The following is an 18417-nucleotide window of genomic DNA, read 5'->3' on the forward strand; positions in this document are numbered from 1 at the left end:
GTACAGCATCAGATTTAAACTAGTGAAGACCACTTTGGTAAATCGCTTGCTGAGGGTTTGCAGTAACCCGATTACGGGATACGCCGTATGCTTAAGTGCACGTTGTACAACTAAAAGATAAGATTCCCAACCTACGATTCGGCCTTGGTTCTCACCCATTTGGGCAAATTTAGTTGTATAGAAGAGTCAATTTCATAATTCCAAACCCTTGCTGGGACTGTTTTTTTTAGGCATAGAAAAAGGAGTACCTCCCCAAGTTCTCGAAGATATAGGCGACCAAACCAACACCCGAGAACGAAAAGAGGTAATCCCTATCTATTCCATTCGACAAGAAGAACTGTTTTCCTTCAAGGAATTGTTCCTGATGCGCCCGGAAGATAAATACAGCCAAATCTTTGAACACTTAGATCTCGCCAAGGTTCTGCACGTTCTTCGGAAAAAGAACAACCGGGGCCGGCCCGAACAACTGAATGTACCTGCCATGATCTATTCCTTGCTCATCGCTAAAATGGAGAACATCGAGTTTGTTTCTTCCCTGGTCTGGCGTCTTACCCATAGCGAAGAGTTTCGGGCGCAGTGCCGATTTACCGGCTCCGATAATATCCCGAGCGAATCTTCGTATTCCCGTTTGATTCATGCGCTGGAGCACACGGGGATGCTTGAAAAACTGCAGGATACCTTGGTGACCTCTGCCCTAGAAGAAGGCTTTGTAACCGGCACACATATTGCCGTGGATTCCTCCATGGTCGAGGCTTGGGATTGCCAATTTAGCGAATCGGCCGCCAAGCGCCGTGCGGCTCGCCGAGGGCAAAAGCCAAATGAGGCTCCAGGAGCCCAGCAACTTCAGTTCAAACTTCCCGAGCCTGAGCCTGAGGCGGCTGTGAACGAACCACCGAAGAAACCCGTCTACGACAAGCGTGGACGTCCAACGAATGCGGCAAGGGAACGCCGGCGTCAGGAACAGGAAGCATATGACCAAAGTCTCGGACCGTTTCAGAAAACCATTGAAGCGATGTTACCTTACACGTATGACGAACTGCTGGCCGCGCTGCCCCGGCATGCCGCGCGTTGTGACAAGAAAAATACGAAGGGTCGAATGACGAGCTACTACGGGTTCAAGGCGAATCTGCTCGTCGATACGGACTGCCAGTATATCTTGAGCGGCCTCTTTAGTTCGGCGAATCCGAATGACCAGCGCATGGCCGTTATTCTTCTCAAAGGCCTGCCCCTGAAGTTTCCCACACTGAAGGTAAAGCATATCTTGGGCGACAAAGGGTACGACTGCGCGTCTATCTACCAGTTGATTCATTCGTTAGGTGCCTATCCGGCGATTCCCATGATTCACCGCAAAGATCCGCCCGAGGGAATGAACGTGGACTACACGCCGGTATGCTCCCACGGACATGCCTACCGCTACGACAGTTTTGATGCCAAGTACGAAACGCTGAAGTATACCCAGCCGAGCGAGTGCAAAGGCTGCCCACTACTGGGTTCCGGATGCCAAAAGGTGTTTAAAATCCGCATCCAAACGGATTTGCGTAAGCATACCTATCCCGCAAGAGGGAGCGAAAGCTTTACAGAGCTGTACAAAAAGCGTACGGCAGTGGAACGTGTTTTTGCCTATCTCAAAGAGTATTTTGGCATGAAACGCACACGTCACCGCGGCGTACGGGCAAGTGTCGATTTCCAGCTCAGTACACTAGCTTACAATCTTAGTAAGTTTGCATTGGACAAGTTGAACAAACAGTTGAGCAAATCCCAGCAAGTAGCCTGATTTTCTAAAAAATGACCTCAGATTTGGGGCCGAGTCTAACTATTCAGCAAACTGAATTATGAAATTGACTCTAGAATACAGTTAAAAGACGCAAGCCTACCTTTTCGCTATTTTTAATTGTACAGTTTACAACTATTACTGAAATTCCACTTGGAACTCAGTCCATCATTTGCTGCAGGGTTGAATGAATTCACTTCTTTAGTTCTGATGCTGTACTAGTAATAAATTAATTCACCCAAAAGGCTGTAATTCAACCCCTGAAATTGCCATTACTTGTATACGGAATATTCAGGGAGTGACCCTCAATGCCTAGCAAGATTGCTGTACACAAGCCGGCAGAGCCGCAGGCCGGGACGAGAAAGAGTTCTGCACAAGTCCCACTAGCTGACAAAGCGGCATTGAAGCCGCAGCTGCGAACGCCCCTTGAGCTCAAACAGCTAACCAACCGTCTGTTAACAGCCCCTGAAACAGTGACCTCCGGTGAGTTCACGATGCTCACTAGTGCCATTGGCCTGCGGAGTGCTCTTATGCTGCTTGACCAAGGTAACCGGAACAAGGGGAAGGCAGAGCCCCGCCCGAAAGCTGAAACAAACAACCGAAACACACTAGGCCTCAAAAGAGCTGCTGAAGGCAAGCCATTGCCGCTTGCAGAAAAACCGGCTCCGGCCCGGGCTATCCATGCCACCAGAAAAACCTCTCAGCTTGAAGCCGGGCAGCAGCGGGAGTCAGAGGAGAAGCCTGCGATAGTTAAAGCCGAAGCGAAATCGGAAAGAAAAGCGGAGCCTGCCGTAAATGCCCAGCAAGAAGTTGAATCGAAACCTCAGGCGAAAGTGAGGTCCGGTGCGAAGCCGGAAGGCAAAACGGAAGCGAAGACGGACAAGAAGTCCGCAGCCATACCAGCTGCACCTGTACAGAGATCCGCTGCAACAGGTCCGCTGACTGCCGGTCAACCGGTGCAAGCCTCAAAAGCACCAGCCAAAGCTCCGGTTGTACATATTAAAGGCGATAATCCGGGCAGCGTGATCCAGCAGCTCGGCAGCATTGCTCCGGCAGAAATTACCCAGGCGTACACCCAGGCAGTGGGTGTCTCCGGTGAGGCGCTGGGGCAGCAAAGACAGCAGGCTGAGAAGGTGCTGCCTGCCATTCCTACTCCCACCGGCATCGCGCCAGGCAAAGCTGCCGATCCTCCGAAGCGGACAGGGGCAGATCCGGTGCCCGCTTTCGAGCTGCCTGCTTTTCAGAGCGGCAAGCAAGGCGGGAATCCGTCTGCAGGGATGAACAGCTTTCCCCAAGGCTCAGAGGAGGCAGATCCAGACCAAATTATGGAGGAGGCAAGCAGATATGCAGCCAATCCGCCGGAGATTGGCCTGACAGGTGAAGCCGATCCTTCCCAGGTGGAGAGCTTTCAGGCAGAGGCCAAGCAGCATATGCAGACTGTACAGGCTTCCGAGCTGGAGCAGACCCGGCAGGATTTCGGGGAGAACCGGATTCAGCCTAAGCCGGACCCTGGCATTCTCCGGTCTGGGCATGCTATCCGCTCCGTGGCGCCGCCAGCTTTTCAGCTGAAATCCACCGGTGTAATTCCGCCCGATGTTGCCGGATACCTCAACCCTCATCTGGAGGGTCCGCTCCAGGCCTACATGCAGAATAGTCAGGCGGAGTATCAGAAAGGCAAAGAACCGTTTGACAGTGGACTCACTACTGCCCAAAGCGATACGAAGGCAGAAGTGGAACGGCTGAAAACCGAATCATCCGAGAAGCAGCGAAACGAGCAGACTGCGGCCAAGGCGGAGGTCTCGGGGTATCGGACGCAGTGGCAGGAAGAGATCAAGACCACCAGCGGGGAGTACGACCGCGAAGCAGGGGCAGCCGCAGCAGAGAAGAATAAGGAAATTACCGGGATCAGGGAGGAGAAGGAAGGCGAGGTCAAGCGCAAGCTGTCTGATGCCGAAACCGAATCCCGGCAGGAATACAAGAACACGAAGACTCAGGCAGAGGAGAAGCAAAAGCAAGGCGAGGCTGAGGGCGAACAAAAGAAAAAAGCCAAAAACCCCTGGGAATGGATCAAGGAAAAGGGCAAGCAGCTCGGCGAGGCTATCCAAAAAGGCATGAACTTCCTCTTCACCCATCTGCGCAAGGCTGTCAAAACTATTTTCGATAAAGCCAAGCAAGCGGTTGTGGGGCTGATTGAAGCAGGCCGGAAGCTGATTGTCAGCGCCATTAAAGGCTTCGGGAACGTGCTGAAGGGAATTGCCAATACAATATTCGCCCGGTTTCCGGGCATTGCCAAGAAGATCAACGGCTGGATCGACCGTGCGGTGAACAAGGCGCTTCAAGCCGTCAATACTATCGCAAGCGGCTTGAAGAAGGGGGTCAGCGCCGCCCTGGATTTCATGGGTAAAACGGTGGATAAGCTGTTCGCTGGTGCCCAGTCGCTGTATAACGGCATATTCTCGGGAATCGGGAAATTCCTAAGCGGTGATTTCAAAATAAATTTCGGCAAGGCTCTGGAGGTTGCCCAGATTGCTGCGGAGATTGCCGCTGCTTTTGCTACGGGTGGAGGCAGCGTTCTGGTGCAAATCGTCACTTGGCTGACCTCGACCCTCCCTAAGCTTCTGCGTCAGGCCAACACAGTCATGACTGTGGTCAATACCCTGCGGAATTTCAAAGTACAGAATCTGAAGCAGTTCCTGAATCCGGCGGGATTGGGCGGCTTTCTGGTCAAGGGGCTGTTCGGTGAACTTCAGCCTTTGCAGACGGCCGAGGGAGATGACAAGGAGAAGGACAAGGATGGAGGCAAGGCCCCGAAAGGCGGAAGCCAGGAAAAAGGGCTGATGAAGGTGCTGCAGCTTCTTCAGGGCGTGTTCGAAATTCTGCAAAAGACAGTCGGCAAGGTTGCAGGCGCGATTAACAAGGCTTTGCCGGTGATCAACATCTCGGGCAAGTCGTGGTTCAACCCGTTCAGCATGGTGTATGCCGGTATGGTTCAGGGTCTGGAGGTATTGAAGAACCCTTCCGAGGCTCTGAGTGAGGGGGCAGGCAAGCTGAAGGAAGCGGCTGGAGGCTTGTTCAAGGGAATACGTGAGAAAGTAACCGAAGCCGCCGGCGGCATTAAAGCAAAGGTCCAGCTGCTCGGAAAACCGGCCCAGCTTATGTCAGTCTTGGCTAACAAAGGCGTCGATTTGGTACTGAATTTTATCATCACCAATCCGCCGTCAGCACTGATTAAGGCCGTATTCAAAGGGATTGAAGCCGTGGCGGGCCAATCACTGGTTGACCTGATCCGCCAGCATATTCCGTTCGCAGACAAGTTAATTAACAAAATTGCAGCGTCCAGCCCGGTCCAGGGCCTGCTGCAGCCGCTTCAGGGGCCTGTGGAAAAGGTAGGCGGATTGATCGACGAAGCCACGGAAGGAGCAACGGGACTTGTGGATGAAGCCCAGTCGCAGACCAATCAGGTCTTCGGCAACGGCACGAAGCTGATGGCCAATCTGTCCGGGATCACCGGTGTAGCGGGTAAAGACAGCTCAGGTAAAAACGGCTCAGGCAAAAACAGCTCAGGCAAAAAAGAAGAACCCAAAGCCGGCGGAAAAGCGGGCGCTGCCAAAAAAGAAACCACCGGTGACTTCATCGGCACCGTCAAGGGAGGCGTGCATACCCGCCTGTTAGCCCTCGGCAAGAAGCTTTTGAAGTCAGGGGTTGATCTTGCGGCGGCCGGTGCCGGTAAGCTCAAGAACGCCATTGCCGGTCTGCTGGTCAAGTTCAAAATCGGCCAGGAAAGCCACCAGCTCTGGGTCGAGAAGCGCGGCAGCGGGCATGTAGTGATGATGGCTAGTGAGAATAAACGACCCGTACCCAAAATTATAGAGGGATTTACGACACGGATAGGGAATTTAGACAAGGTTAGAGTTGGAAATAAAGATTCTAAAATTCACGAGCGAATCAAGCAATTAAAAGAACACAATACCAAGATAGAAGCAACACCACGAGAAAAACTAGTGAATTCAGATCTTGAAACTATCGCGCCTGTGATCAGTGAGGTTGAACAGTATTTGGAGCAAAAAGAGGGTGGGGCTGAGGGGACGGGTAATTCTCTAACAAAAATTGATAACTATGTTGATTTAACTGGTCACAGAAAAGACCATATTCTTAATCGACATAGAGCAGGAGCAGGAAAGCCTGAGAAAACAGAGTTCCCTGCTAGTTGGAGTGATGATAGAATTTTGCATCAGGTTTCTGACGTGGCTTCTGACCCTAATGCAATAAGAGGCGTTGGTAAGTATGACTCTCCTTATGCCATTGGTGTGCGTGATGGCATTGAAATTCGTGTTGATTTTTATCCAAACAATCATAAATATGCAGGTCAAATATCGACAGCATACCCTACTAATGTCCCTGCAAACCCATCCAAGTAAGTGAGGTGTTTCTATGCATGAAGAACTGGAAAATAGCTTAATTGAACTTATTAAAATGTCGGAGAGCGTACTTTCTTCAGATGATTTAGAAGGTGTTCTGCACTACCTTGAACATGGAGAGTACGAAATGTCGTTTGAAGGATTGGTAATAGAATTCTACTCGACTGATAAGTACCCGACCAACTTTAATTTCGAGCAGTGGAAGAAACTGGCGGTGTCATTTGGATTAGATAAAGAGTCGGTATTTGACGAAAACTTTTGGGACAAATTTATTAAGTGGGGGAGCGCATACTCCCATAAATGACGATGCTAACATACAGAACCTTGATTGGCTTCATGCCTCTCAAGGTTTCTTCTTTTGAAGGGGGTGGGTGACGAATGAACCTACCATTAAATGAATAACACATATAACCCATGTGATACCCGTGTAAAGATTTTGTCATTCCGGTTGTACGCACGCAAAAGCTTGAATTTTATACCCTAAGTAACGCTATTCCGTTACATCTATTAGGTTGATTATGGTCAGATACCACCATGATTGACCTGTTTTTTGTTATCTTCGTTTTCTTGCGGTTTTTTCAAATCAATCGCAACTTTGCGAATAGATACCCCGATGGATATAGTGTCGAGAGCATCGCAACTAATTCATAGGATACCCCGACAACTATATTGTCAGGACTTAACTGAACATTTAACAACGGGAAGGTCATGTGTTAAAGGCTAGCCACCTGCCCTCTAATTAAGCCCGAAATTCATGAAAAAATTCGTGAGGGGGCGGCACATGAAAGGGGGCGCTTTATCCATCGACCGTATTGTCATTGACTTTACAGTCGTATATTGGGACTTCTTCAATGAGTTCCATAAACGCATCTGTCACTATTACGGGGTCAGGATGACGGTGGGGAAAAGAGGATTTAATACCGTATCAGAATCAATACGGGAGAACACTTCCTGCATATCTCCTACAAGTTAGTCTTTGCTCCGAAAACCAACACAAGCCGTTTGTGGCGGTCTGACATTGTGAAAGTGTTGGTACATCGTGAGTTTAAGAAGCATGGGGTGGACGTTCGGAGCATTGAACAGCCAACCTATAGTATTTACAAGAAAGACCCGAACGACTTCTTAATTAACGGATTAATGGAACTGCTTGACCAGTATCAACGGCTCGAAATCGCCCTCAAGCTAGGCAGGGGGCGGTATAAGAAGGCGGAGCAGGGGGGCTATGCCGGAGGGAGAGCCACCTTCGGCTACAAGGCAAAGAAAGGTCAGAAGTACATCCAAGTGGACGAGAAGCAAGCAATAACCGTCCGCAGAGTATTTCAGCTAAAGGAAGAACATCCGGCATGGTCATTGACCCAAATTGCAGAAGCGATGAATGAAGAAGGCTTTACTACGCAACAAGGCAGACTGTTTACGAAAGTGCAAATCAAAAGAATCTTGGACAAACGTGATTTTTATAACTGCACATACCGCTATGGAAATATAGAAGCTGATGGCTTGCATGAAGCCATACTGTGACAAGTATTGAGTGGTGAGGCTTGCATCCCGTTGCGAACCGAAAGGTTAACGCTTGAACTGAGGTTGCCCCCATTCTTTACCCATCACGACAACTAACAATCCGTACACAGGGGTGATTTCTTTTATGCACTAAAAAATGCGTCATGTTTTCGTTGGTTTAGACCTGTATAAAGCCCACCATACAGCAGTTATTATCGACTGTTGGAATGAACGGCTTGGCGAAATCCAAATCGAGAATAAGCCATCTGCCTTTGACGAGTTGATGAAGTTCGTCAAGAAGCATACGCCAAAAGGAATGACCCCTGTCTATGGATTAGAGGATACGGGCGGCAATGGCAGAGCGTTAGCCGTTCACCTTGTTGAGAAGAAACAAATCGTCAAGGAAGTTAACTCCGCTCTATCCTACAATGAACGTAAAAGCTACGCTACGACCCAAAAGAGCGATAGTTGGGATGCGTACTGCATCGCCAAAGTGTCGCTTTCCAGGCTTGATGAACTGCCTGATGCGAATCCGCAGGATATGTATTGGACAATCGGGCAACTGGTGGCAAGGCGGAACGCTATTGTCAAACATGCCGCTACGGTCAAGAACCAACTTCATCAGCAGTTAAGCTATCACTATCCATCTTACAAGAAATTCTTCTGTGATATTGACGGGAAAGCCGCTCTTGCCTTTTGGGAAAAGTACCCTGCTCCGTATCACTTGGAATCGGTGGGGGCGGAGGAACTAGCGGCATACCTCCGCAAAGCAAGCCATAACACCTGTTCTACCCGTAAAGCAGAGTAAATCTTGGAACTGGTGAAGAAAGACGGAGAAACAAAGCGAAACTACCAAGCATCAAGAGACTTTCTTGTTGTAAATATGGTACAGGACATGAAGGGGAGCAGAGAACTGATTAAAGAGACAGAAGCACAGCTACGTCAGGTACTGTCTGAGACAGATTACAAACTGGATTCGATGGACGGTATTAGCACCGTTACAGCGGCGGAACTGATTGCTGAAATCGGAGATATTCGCCGCTTCTCTAGTGCTGATAAGCTAGCCCGTTTTGCCGGAATCGCTCCTGTCCGCTTTAGTTCGGGCGGCAAGGGCAAAGACCAAGCAAGCGGACAAAGAAATCGGGTGCTGAACGCCATATTCCACAACCTAGCCGTTCAACAAATCCAAGTCGCTAAAGGTGAAAACAAGAAGCAACGGAATCCTAAATTCTACGAGTATTACCAACGTAAGCTAGCAGAAGGCAAGACGAAGAAGCAAGCCCTGATATGCGTCATGAGAAGGCTCGTAAACATCATCTACAGCATGATGAAGAACAAGACTGAGTATCGGGCGGCAACTCTATTAGAGCGTCAGGCAAGCTGATATAATGGTGGTAATTGGAAGGACCAGTTGCCACCTTCTTTATTCCCCAGTTTAAGATTACAACTTAGGGGACGGGTGATGTTCTAAGGCTTCCTGAAACTGAAGTTAAGTTTAACCAGAATGTAAAGCATGATTCTGCTGAATTTACAAGGCAACTGAAAGCTCAGGAAAAGGGCATGAACAAACTTACGGTTTACGATTATTTGAAAAATAGACAAAAATATATAGACGAAGGCAGAGCATTAGAAGGTGATTTAGCTCAACAAGCCGCTAGAGAACAAGCGCATACTGATAAAGTTATAGAATTAAGAGAAAAGGGACTAACTTCTGAAGCAGCTGAGAAAGAAGCGTCGAAATGGATGGATACTCAAGCTGCTCTTCACAATCCTGATCAAATAGCAGGAGGAAATGCTTCGTCAATTGGTGGAATGGGTGACAGAAGAGTAAATTCATCATTGGGCGCACAATGGAAGTATAGAATTGATGCTGTTGATGAGCAAATTTAAAAGGCTGCTGTGGGAATGTCCGAAGCCCAGAAGAAGACTAGATATATAAATGTAAAATTAACACAGTAACTTGGAGGTTATGTAGATGATCAATATTTTTTCAAGTGACTTTATCCCATATGGCGAAATTCAAGCTAGTACTATAGAAAAATATCGAGGCAAAGTACCAATTGATTTATTGAATATATGGGATAAATTTGGAAAGGGTAGTATTAAAAATGGTTATTTAAAATTAATAGACCCAGATGATTTTGTGGTTTTGTAAATATCTCGTATTTCCGAAGTGAACTTTCTATTCCGATATTTACGACGTCTATGTGTGATATTATTACATTTGAGGAAAATAAATATTTAAGATTAGTGAAATACAGAAAAGGAAACTTTTCAATAATTCCTACAAGTTTTAATTTGTTTTTTTCTGATTTGTTGGATGAGGCTTTTTGCAGCAGGCATCTGGATTGGACTCCATATGGAGAAGCTGTAGATAAACTAGGGATACCTACTTATGAAGATGGTTTTGGCTATGTTCCTTTACTGGGCATGGGTGGATTGGAAGAAGAAGGGTATTTACAAAAAGTAAGGATTTTCGAACATATTCAAATGATTACTGAACTGATGGGAGCAATTGAATAATGACGGCAGAGATTGAGTAAAGGATAGGGGAACAGGAGAAATCTATGAGAAGCTTGTCAGCAAAGAACTTCATCATGCCAATGGAAATCGTGGGATTCCCGGGTTTGATGAGCCGATAAATCTTCGAGAAGTATGGCCATGGGATCATGAAAAACTTTTACCGCCAGGAAGAAAAATTAATTATGATTTTATTAGGTTTAAATAATATTTTATTGATAAAGCTGGAGGGGACATAAATGAGTGAATATGTAGATGATTTTATATCGGAGATACCTTTGGATAAAATGGAAATCTTATTACAGTTAGGAAAAGAGTATTCTTTTGATCCTCTTTATTGTATTGAAAGTGAAAAATACTTTATAAAACTCCTGGAAAATTATCAAGGTATTAAGGAGGATGCACTTAAAGATTTGTTGAGAACTATTGTTGCAAAAGATTTTGAGATATTAGATGAAAAGCCGGTATGGGTTCAAAATCCAGATTGGCAATTCAATAATGATAGACCCATGATATTTGTTGGACAGCTAGAAAAAAAGTATGATCAACAAAACCTTCAGCATGCTTATATATTTTATGTATTTTGGGATAGAGAAAGCGGCCTAACAAAAACCACTATTCAGTAAAAATTAAAATTATACGATATAGACTTCATTATTCAAACACGAGTTCTAATTCTTGATGGTACACCGGATGTGATAAACTTATTCATGATGACAGGAAATGTGCCGGTGTTTGTCGAATCGGAGAATAGTCAGAGCTTCAAATTATAGACAGATGAGGTGCAGACATAGTGTCCATTACAGTTGGTGAAATTACGGCGATTAACCGCTATCCGGTCAAATCCTTTGCGGGCGAAGAGCTGGAAGCGTGTCAGATAGAATCTTACGGGGTGCAGGGGGACCGGTATTGTGCTTTTTATGATATGACGAAGAAGGATTGGTGGCAGTATGTTACAGCCAGAAAGCTCCCCAATATGCTTAGTTATCAAGCGCAATTTATCCACGGGGATATCCGGGTGACGGCGGCTGACGGCAGAGTCTTCGGCTGGGATACGGAGCTATTGAATGAAATCCAGAGCCTGACTTCCACGCAAATTACGATGTCTGAATTCAAGGCCCCTCACCCCGAGGCCAAACATCCGCAGCTGTTATCTGTGGACGGGGCGAGTATCCTGCTCGTGACCGATAAGAGCCTGAAGAAGCTGGAGGCGTTATGGGGCAAGCCGGTTGATCAGCGCCGCTTCCGGGGTAACTTTGTCGTGAAAGTAAGTGAGGATTCGCTCGGGGAACAGGAGTGGCTCGGCCGGCGTTTATCGATAGGCGGTGCAGAGCTGCAGGTGGACAGCTATTGTGACCGCTGCGTTATGATTACGATGAACCCCGATACGCTGGAGCGGGACAGCTCGCTGCTCAAACAAGTGAATAAGGAGTTCAATCTGAACTTTGGCGTATATGCTTCTGTAATCCGGACCGGGGAGATCCGGTTGGGTGATCCGGTGGTTTTGCTGCCGGAAGTGTCCGCAGCGGAGTGAGTTTGTTAAGTTGACGCTTTTTATACAACAATTTTCGCTTTGGGCTGATTTATTGAGGGGAATGTTGAAGTTAATATGACAGCAAAGCGGTGATCGATATTCTGGAATTATCCATGGAACATCCTGATGAACTGGTTAGAGTGACGCATGCGCTGTCTACGGAGCTTAGACTAAGAATGCTGGAGCTGCTCAACAGCCGGAGAATGAATGTAATGGAATTAGCCGAGGCGCTGGAGATACCGGTGTCTACTGCGGCCTCGAATGTGAAGGTGCTGGAGCAGGCGGGGCTGATTGAGACTGAGCTGCTGCCGGCTTCGCGCGGCTCCATGAAGGTCTGCAGCCGCATCTATGATGATATCAAGATCATCATTAATGTCCCTGATCGCCGCGCACAGGCGGACCAAGGAGACTATTGCTACGAAATCGAGATGCCGATTGGCAATTTCACAGCTTGTGAAGTGGCGCCTACCTGCGGCATGGTCAGTGAGGCAGGGCCGATTATTGTGGAGGACTCACCGGCGGGATTTTTCCATCCGGACCGTGTTCATGCCCAGCTGCTCTGGCTGCGTAAGGGGTATCTCGAATACCGCTATCCGCTGGAGATTCCGCAGGGGGCAGCGGTCGGCCTGATCCAGTTCTCGATGGAGATCTGCTCCGAGGCGCCGAATTATGAGAATGACTGGCCTTCGGATATTACCTTGTGGATCAACAATGTGGAGGTTGGCACCTGGACCTCGCCCGGCGACTTCGGCGGCAGACGAGGGAAGCTGAATCCTTCCTGGTGGATCGATACGGGTACCCAGTTCGGCTCGCTCAAGACCTGGAGCGTAGACAATACCCGCAGCACGATCGACCACCAAGAGTTATCCGCCGTCAATCTGAGCCAGCTGAAGCTTACAGAGCAGAACCATGTGGATCTGCGGCTGGGTGTGAAGGAGAATGCGGTCTTCAAGGGCGGAATGAATCTGTTCGGGCGGAAGTTCGGCGATTATGAGCAGGATCTGGTGATGAAGATCTTTTATACCGTCAAGTGACGGACCAGCGAAGAACCTGATGCCTTAGGCGCAGGTTCTTTTTGCTGTACAATCGGTGATTGACATTTCAGCAGATTCTGCAATAATTAATACATATTTATTGTAATTAAACAAAAATATTGTTCTTAAGGAGCGTGTGCAATACAATGGCAACTGAGCATTATATTAAGGATTATCCGCGTCCGCAGTTCGTCCGTAAGGAATGGCAGAGCTTAAACGGGGAATGGAGCTTCCGGTTTGACGATGGCAACGTTGGTGAACGGGAGCGGTGGAATGAGCAGCTGAACGGGGATTTGAAAATTCAGGTGCCTTTTACGTATGAGACGAAGGCCAGCGGAATCGGCGAGACGACCTTTCATCCTTATGTATGGTATGAGCGGGAACTGCAGCTACCTGCGGACTTGAACGGTAAGCGGGTGATGCTCAACTTCCAGGCGGTGGATTATACCGCCAAGGTGTGGGTTAACGGCAGCTATGCCGGAGGTCATCAAGGCGGTTATGCGGCCTTTTCGCTGGATATTACGGATTATGTGAATACGGATGCGGGAGCGGCCAACCGGCTGGTCGTCAAAGCGGAAGACAGCCAGAGCTGTACTCAGCCGCGGGGCAAGCAGCGCTGGGTGGATGAGAATTTCGAGTGCTTCTATGTGCAGACAACGGGGATCTGGCAAAGTGTGTGGGTAGAGTATGTGTCGCCCTCTTATCTCAAGGCTGTCAAAATCACTCCGGATCTCGATAACCGCTCTGTCCGTTTCGAATATCAGACACAGGCAGCGGACGACAATCTCCGCCTGGAGACTAAGATCAGCACGGGGCAGAAGATATTTAAGCAGATCTCGCTCCATGTAGATAGGACCTGGCTGCAGCTGGATGTGGAGCTGACTCACGAAGCGAATGGACCGTGGAAGCTGCAGTCCTGGTCACCTGCTGCGCCGACCCTGTACGAAGTAGAATTTATTCTCTACAAAGATAATCAGGTCATTGACCGGGTATATTCCTATTTCGGACTCCGCAAAATTACAATCGAACAAGGCAAGGTGCTGCTTAACAATACACCGGTGTATCAGCGCCTCATTCTGGATCAGGGCTACTGGCCGGAGAGCCATCTGACCCCGCCGTCCGAAGAAGCGCTGATTGCCGATATCGACGCGATTCTGGCGATGGGCTACAACGGTGTGCGCAAGCATATGAAGATCGAGGATGCCAGGTTCCTGTACTGGTGCGATGTAAAGGGGCTGCTGGTCTGGTCGGAGATGGCGGCGACCTTTGAGTTCAACGATGAGGCAGTGGAGAACTTCACGAACGAATGGACGGAGATTGTCCGGCAGCAGTATAATCATCCTTCGATTATCACCTGGGTGCCTTTTAACGAATCTTGGGGCATTCCGCAGGTCTACACGAACAAGCTGCAGCAGAAATTCACCGAGGGGATCTATCACCTGACCAAATCCATCGATCCGAATCGTCCGGTCATTGTGAATGACGGCTGGGAGCATACCATCAGCGACATCATCACCCTGCATGATTATGAAGAGAGCGGAGATGTCTTGCTTGAGCGTTATGCAGACTCCACCAGCATTCTTGGCAGGGCATCCTCATTCAACACCTGGAAATATGCCATGGCTCAGGGCTATGAATACCGCGGCCAGCCGGTGATAGTTAGCGAATTCGGGGGCATTGCCTTTGATTCCGGCGAAGGCTGGGGGTATGGAGAGCAGGTAAGCAGCACCGATGCCTTCATTGAGCGGTTCAGCAAGATTACGCAGGCCATCAAGGACACCCCTTATATTTGCGGATACTGCTATACGCAGATTACGGATGTCCAGCAAGAAGTGAACGGGCTGCTTACTGCGGACCGGACACCGAAGATTCCGCTGGAAGTGATCCGGAAGGCCAATTTGCAGCTGAAGGAATAATCGTAACATTGGTACCCAAAAAACGGTGAATTATCGGTTCAATGACAAGAGAAAGCCCTTTAGAATCTTCAGTGAAAGCACTTACATGTAGGTGCGGTCAACAGGTTTCATAATTGAAGATGAAGAGGAGGGGCTTATTTGTTAAAAAAACTATTCACCTCGCTGTCGGCTTCCCTGTGTCTGCTTCTGATCCTTACCGCCATTCCGGCATTTGCCGCGAATGGCCCGGTGGTGTGGGGTACCTCATCCACGATTACCGATATTAACACCTTCACCGATGCGGGTACTGATGCCCGCGGGCTCAGACCCGGAACCTTCGGGGCGGAATATGCCCGGATGATCAAGCTGGCGAACGGGGATTGGCTGGCGGTCGCCGCTATCTACGATAACAACGGCTATACCAAGGTCTCCTGGGGCGGCACCCGGCTGCAAGTCTTCCGCAGCACAGACAACTGCCGCACCTGGTCGCTAATGTCCACCCTGTGGGAAGACGGCCGTGACCTCGACAACGGGCAGTTCGTGCAGCTGGCCAATGGCGATATTCTGCTGGCCATGCGCTCGGTCCGCTGGCAGGAGTCGTATAAGCTCAGAGTGTATAAGAGTGTGAATGGAGGCGCGAATTGGAGCTTCCTGAGTACAATTGATGAGAACAACGGCACCGCTGGTTCCCTGGGGAACCCGGATAAAGGGGTATATGAGCCGCATATGCAGCTGCTGAATGACGGCTCGGTAGCTGTCATGTATGCGAGTGAGAAGCATGTGACCGAGAACCCTTCCTACAGCCAGATCATCTCCGAGAAAGTCTCTACCAACGGCGGAGCCAGCTGGGGGAATGAGATTTATGTGGCCTGGGACCCGTCTAACGCCGGGGCACGTCCGGGGATGCCGGTCTGGAGCAAGATGACGAACGGACAGTATATTGTCGCCTTTGAGGTGTGCGGAACGCAGAACTGCCGGATTTTCACCAAAAAAAGTACAGATGGCAAGACGTGGTCCAGCGGTATCGGCACCCAGGTATCGACCAATCAGCAGGGCGGGCCATATCTGCTCTCCTTAACCGACGGCCGATTGCTGCTCAGCTCCAACTCCAATGTATTGTCTCTAAGTAACGATTACGGGACAACATGGGTGGACAACGATGTTCCCGCGTTCGGGAATTCGTGGTGGACGGCGATGTACCAGACCGGGGTGAATGAGATTGCTTTTGTGGATTCGGTCGAGCGGAGTGTTGGCGGGCATAATGTCCAGGTCCGGTTCGGCACACTCAGCGGTGCATACAGCAATGATTTTGCGGCGAATGACAACGGATGGGTTCGTTATGGGGGAACCTGGGCCGTGAGCGGCGGAGCCTATAACCTCAGTTCGGTCAATGCGGACAAATCCGTGCTTACCCCGTATCCATCTAAAATGAACTATACGCTGGAAGGCGACATCAGGCTGAATAATGCCGGCCAGGGCAGTCTGGTCTTCAATCTGACGGGTCCGGGTACCGGTGCAGATTCACAGAAAGGCTATGCTGCGGGCATTGACTCCGCCGGCGAGGTCTGGCTGGGACGCTTCAACAACAACTGGACCCCGCTCCAGACAGTGGCTACACCCCTTGCGGTAAACAGCTGGTATCATATGAAGGTGGTTGTGGGCAGCGGCAATATCAAGGTATATGTTGGTGATATGGCTGTGCCTAAGATTAACCTGAATGACGCGGTGTATACCTCGGGCACCATCGGGGTGCGGGGCGGCTTCAATAACAGCGTAAGCTTCGATAATATTACAGTGAACTAATCTGCGATTCCTTTCTGGAGCCCTTCGGGGCTCTTTTTTATTGATCCAAGTACCATCTATATAGTTGGATTTTCTCCACTTGCTTATGAACGGAGGCGCCCTTGCCGGGCAACAGGTGGATAAACAGCACTTAATAGGCCGGGAATAATTCACAGTAGGGTGAAGGCATGTAATTAAATGACGTTTATCCATCTAATTCCCTCAAAACCGCCAAAACCTTCAAATTAAGATACATTTATACAACTGCTATGCAGAGCCAGAGTCAGAGTCGGAGTAGGAGCCAGAGTAGGAGTCGGAGTCAGAGTCAGAGTCGGAGTCAGAGCCAGAGCCGGAGCCAGGTCCGAGAGATGTGGCAGATGCGAGGATGATCGCCATTTCCAGCAGTTGCTAATTTCAATGGGGACTGGAAGTCCCGTTTCCGCACCTTACGATTCTCCACCCTCCTTAAGATCGTCTACCTTTGCGTCAGCCCCGCGCCAATAACATCTGTCGTTTGTTCACCAAGGAGCAGCGGTTTGTCGGTTCAACAGTTGCCTCATCCCCTGTAGAGTGAGAGATAAGAAAGCCCTTACATGAATGTATGAGAGGGCTCTCGCACACAAACTTTTTTGACGAGAGGGTTGTTCAAATGAGGATGAATAAGAAGTTCACAGGTTTGGTAACGGCCGGGCTGACACTGGCCCTGATTCTGCCGGGTTGCTCATCCGGAAACAAAGAGAACGGTGAGCCTGCCAAGGCGAATGAACCGGCAAAGACAGAGAGTGCAGGCGGCAGTCCGGTAGAGATATCGTTCTGGAACATGTTCGGCGGCGGGGAAGGGGAATTCGTAGACCAGATTATCAAGGATTTCAATGACTCGCAGAAAGAGGTGACCGTGAAGCCGCTCCGCCTCGAATCCAATGAGTATTACGCGAAGCTTAGCACGGCGCTGTCTTCCTCCAAAGGCCCGGATATTGCCATTGCCCATGTGGACCGGATCTCCCCGTTCGTGAAGGCACAGCAGATTGTACCTGTAGATGAGCTGGCTTTCAAGGTCGGATTTGACCTGAAGGAGATCTCTGATTCCAACATGCAGAGTGTGTCCTACGAGGGTAAGCCTTACGCTGTCCCGCTGGATACCCACTTCCATATGTTCTACTACAATAAGGACATTCTGCGGAAGGCGGATCTGCTGAATGAGGACGGCACCCCTAAGCTGGGTGAAATGACACCGGCGGGCTTCGAGAAGACGCTGGCGGATATTCAAGCCAAAGTGCCGGATGTGCAGGCGATGGCTGTGAATACCCCCTATTTCCAAGAGCCGTTCCTCAATCTCTATTATGAAGCCGGCGGGGATATTCTAAATTCGGAGTTGACCAAAGCCAGCATCAACAATCCGCAGGCGCTGGATGTTCTGAAATTCTATCTGGACGTCTTCAACAATAAATATGCCGATCTCAATGACAAAACGCCGTGGGATACCTTCCATAACGGCAAAGCTGCTTTCTGGTTCGGCGGTGTATGGGAAGCGGGGCTGCTCCTCGGGGATGAGTCCCTGCATATCGGCGCAATGCCGCTTCCTCCGATCTTTGGCAGCCAGACACACTGGGCCAGCTCCCATACGCTTGTAATTCCGTCCTATGTCACTCCTGAGAAGCAGGAGGCGGCAGCCAAGTTCATGAAGTATTTCTCTGAAGTGGGCGGAGAAACCTGGGGCCAGGCGGGTCATGTGCCTGCGAACAGCAAAGTAACTACCAGCGATGCTTACAAGAGTCTGCCATACCGCAGCGAATTCATCGAGGCGCAGAAGACTGTGAAATTTGCCCCGCCGACAGATAAGTATACCACTATCATTACCACTATCTCCGAAGAGCTGCAGAACATCATCTTCGGCAGCGAGAGTCCGGAAGACGGGCTTGCGAAGCTGGAGAAACAGATTAACGAAGTGCTGGAGAACTAGCTCCCT

The 18417-nt window shown here is 49.3% G+C and carries 11 protein-coding genes and 3 pseudogenes; all 14 read left to right on the plus strand.

Annotated elements, in window-relative coordinates:
• Positions 1-208: 208 nt before the first annotated feature.
• The 14 genes and pseudogenes from MKZ24_RS17660 to MKZ24_RS17725 all read left to right on the plus strand — a co-directional run bounded on the left by MKZ24_RS17660 (position 209) and on the right by MKZ24_RS17725 (position 18411).
• Complete coding sequence (locus MKZ24_RS17660; protein ID WP_340785011.1) at positions 209-1774, plus strand: transposase; 1566 nt, start codon at positions 209-211, stop codon at positions 1772-1774.
• 305 nt (positions 1775-2079) lie between these two features.
• Entirely contained in the window at positions 2080-6189 is a 4110-nt protein-coding gene (locus tag MKZ24_RS17665) for an EndoU domain-containing protein (protein ID WP_340785014.1), read from the plus strand.
• A 13-nt stretch (positions 6190-6202) separates the two neighbouring features.
• Positions 6203-6493 carry a hypothetical protein gene (locus MKZ24_RS17670; RefSeq protein WP_042237393.1) on the plus strand — a complete coding sequence of 97 codons (291 nt, stop codon included), beginning with the start codon at positions 6203-6205 and terminating at the stop codon, positions 6491-6493.
• A gap of 686 nt (positions 6494-7179) precedes the next feature.
• Positions 7180-7707 (plus strand): annotated as a pseudogene (locus MKZ24_RS17675) (recombinase family protein); the annotation flags it as partial.
• Positions 7708-7843: 136 nt separating this feature from the next.
• Positions 7844-9070 (plus strand): annotated as a pseudogene (locus tag MKZ24_RS17680) (IS110 family transposase).
• Positions 9071-9207: 137 nt separating this feature from the next.
• Positions 9208-9576 (plus strand): annotated as a pseudogene (locus MKZ24_RS17685) (polymorphic toxin type 15 domain-containing protein); the annotation flags it as partial.
• A gap of 85 nt (positions 9577-9661) precedes the next feature.
• On the plus strand, positions 9662-9841 hold the full coding sequence (locus MKZ24_RS17690) for a GAD-like domain-containing protein (protein WP_340785020.1): 180 nt from the start codon (positions 9662-9664) through the stop codon (positions 9839-9841).
• A gap of 95 nt (positions 9842-9936) precedes the next feature.
• Positions 9937-10209 (plus strand): T6SS immunity protein Tdi1 domain-containing protein, encoded by a 273-nt coding sequence (locus MKZ24_RS17695; protein WP_340785022.1) that lies wholly within the window; start codon positions 9937-9939, stop codon positions 10207-10209.
• A 236-nt stretch (positions 10210-10445) separates the two neighbouring features.
• Positions 10446-10832 carry a hypothetical protein gene (locus MKZ24_RS17700; protein WP_340785024.1) on the plus strand — a complete coding sequence of 129 codons (387 nt, stop codon included), beginning with the start codon at positions 10446-10448 and terminating at the stop codon, positions 10830-10832.
• A gap of 167 nt (positions 10833-10999) precedes the next feature.
• Positions 11000-11740 carry an MOSC domain-containing protein gene (locus MKZ24_RS17705; protein ID WP_340785025.1) on the plus strand — a complete coding sequence of 247 codons (741 nt, stop codon included), beginning with the start codon at positions 11000-11002 and terminating at the stop codon, positions 11738-11740.
• A gap of 89 nt (positions 11741-11829) precedes the next feature.
• Positions 11830-12774 carry an ArsR/SmtB family transcription factor gene (locus MKZ24_RS17710; RefSeq protein WP_331281875.1) on the plus strand — a complete coding sequence of 315 codons (945 nt, stop codon included), beginning with the start codon at positions 11830-11832 and terminating at the stop codon, positions 12772-12774.
• A gap of 146 nt (positions 12775-12920) precedes the next feature.
• Positions 12921-14690, plus strand: coding sequence for a glycoside hydrolase family 2 protein (locus MKZ24_RS17715; RefSeq protein WP_340785029.1), 1770 nt, complete (start codon positions 12921-12923; stop codon positions 14688-14690).
• Positions 14691-14828: 138 nt separating this feature from the next.
• Complete coding sequence (locus MKZ24_RS17720) at positions 14829-16472, plus strand: sialidase family protein (RefSeq protein WP_340785031.1); 1644 nt, start codon at positions 14829-14831, stop codon at positions 16470-16472.
• 628 nt (positions 16473-17100) lie between these two features.
• On the plus strand, positions 17101-18411 hold the full coding sequence (locus MKZ24_RS17725; RefSeq protein ID WP_340785034.1) for an ABC transporter substrate-binding protein: 1311 nt from the start codon (positions 17101-17103) through the stop codon (positions 18409-18411).
• The last annotated feature ends 6 nt before the right edge of the window (positions 18412-18417 follow it).

The sequence above is a fragment of the Paenibacillus sp. FSL R7-0297 genome (assembly GCF_038009025.1).
Taxonomy (GTDB): Bacteria; Bacillota; Bacilli; order Paenibacillales; family Paenibacillaceae; genus Paenibacillus_AQ.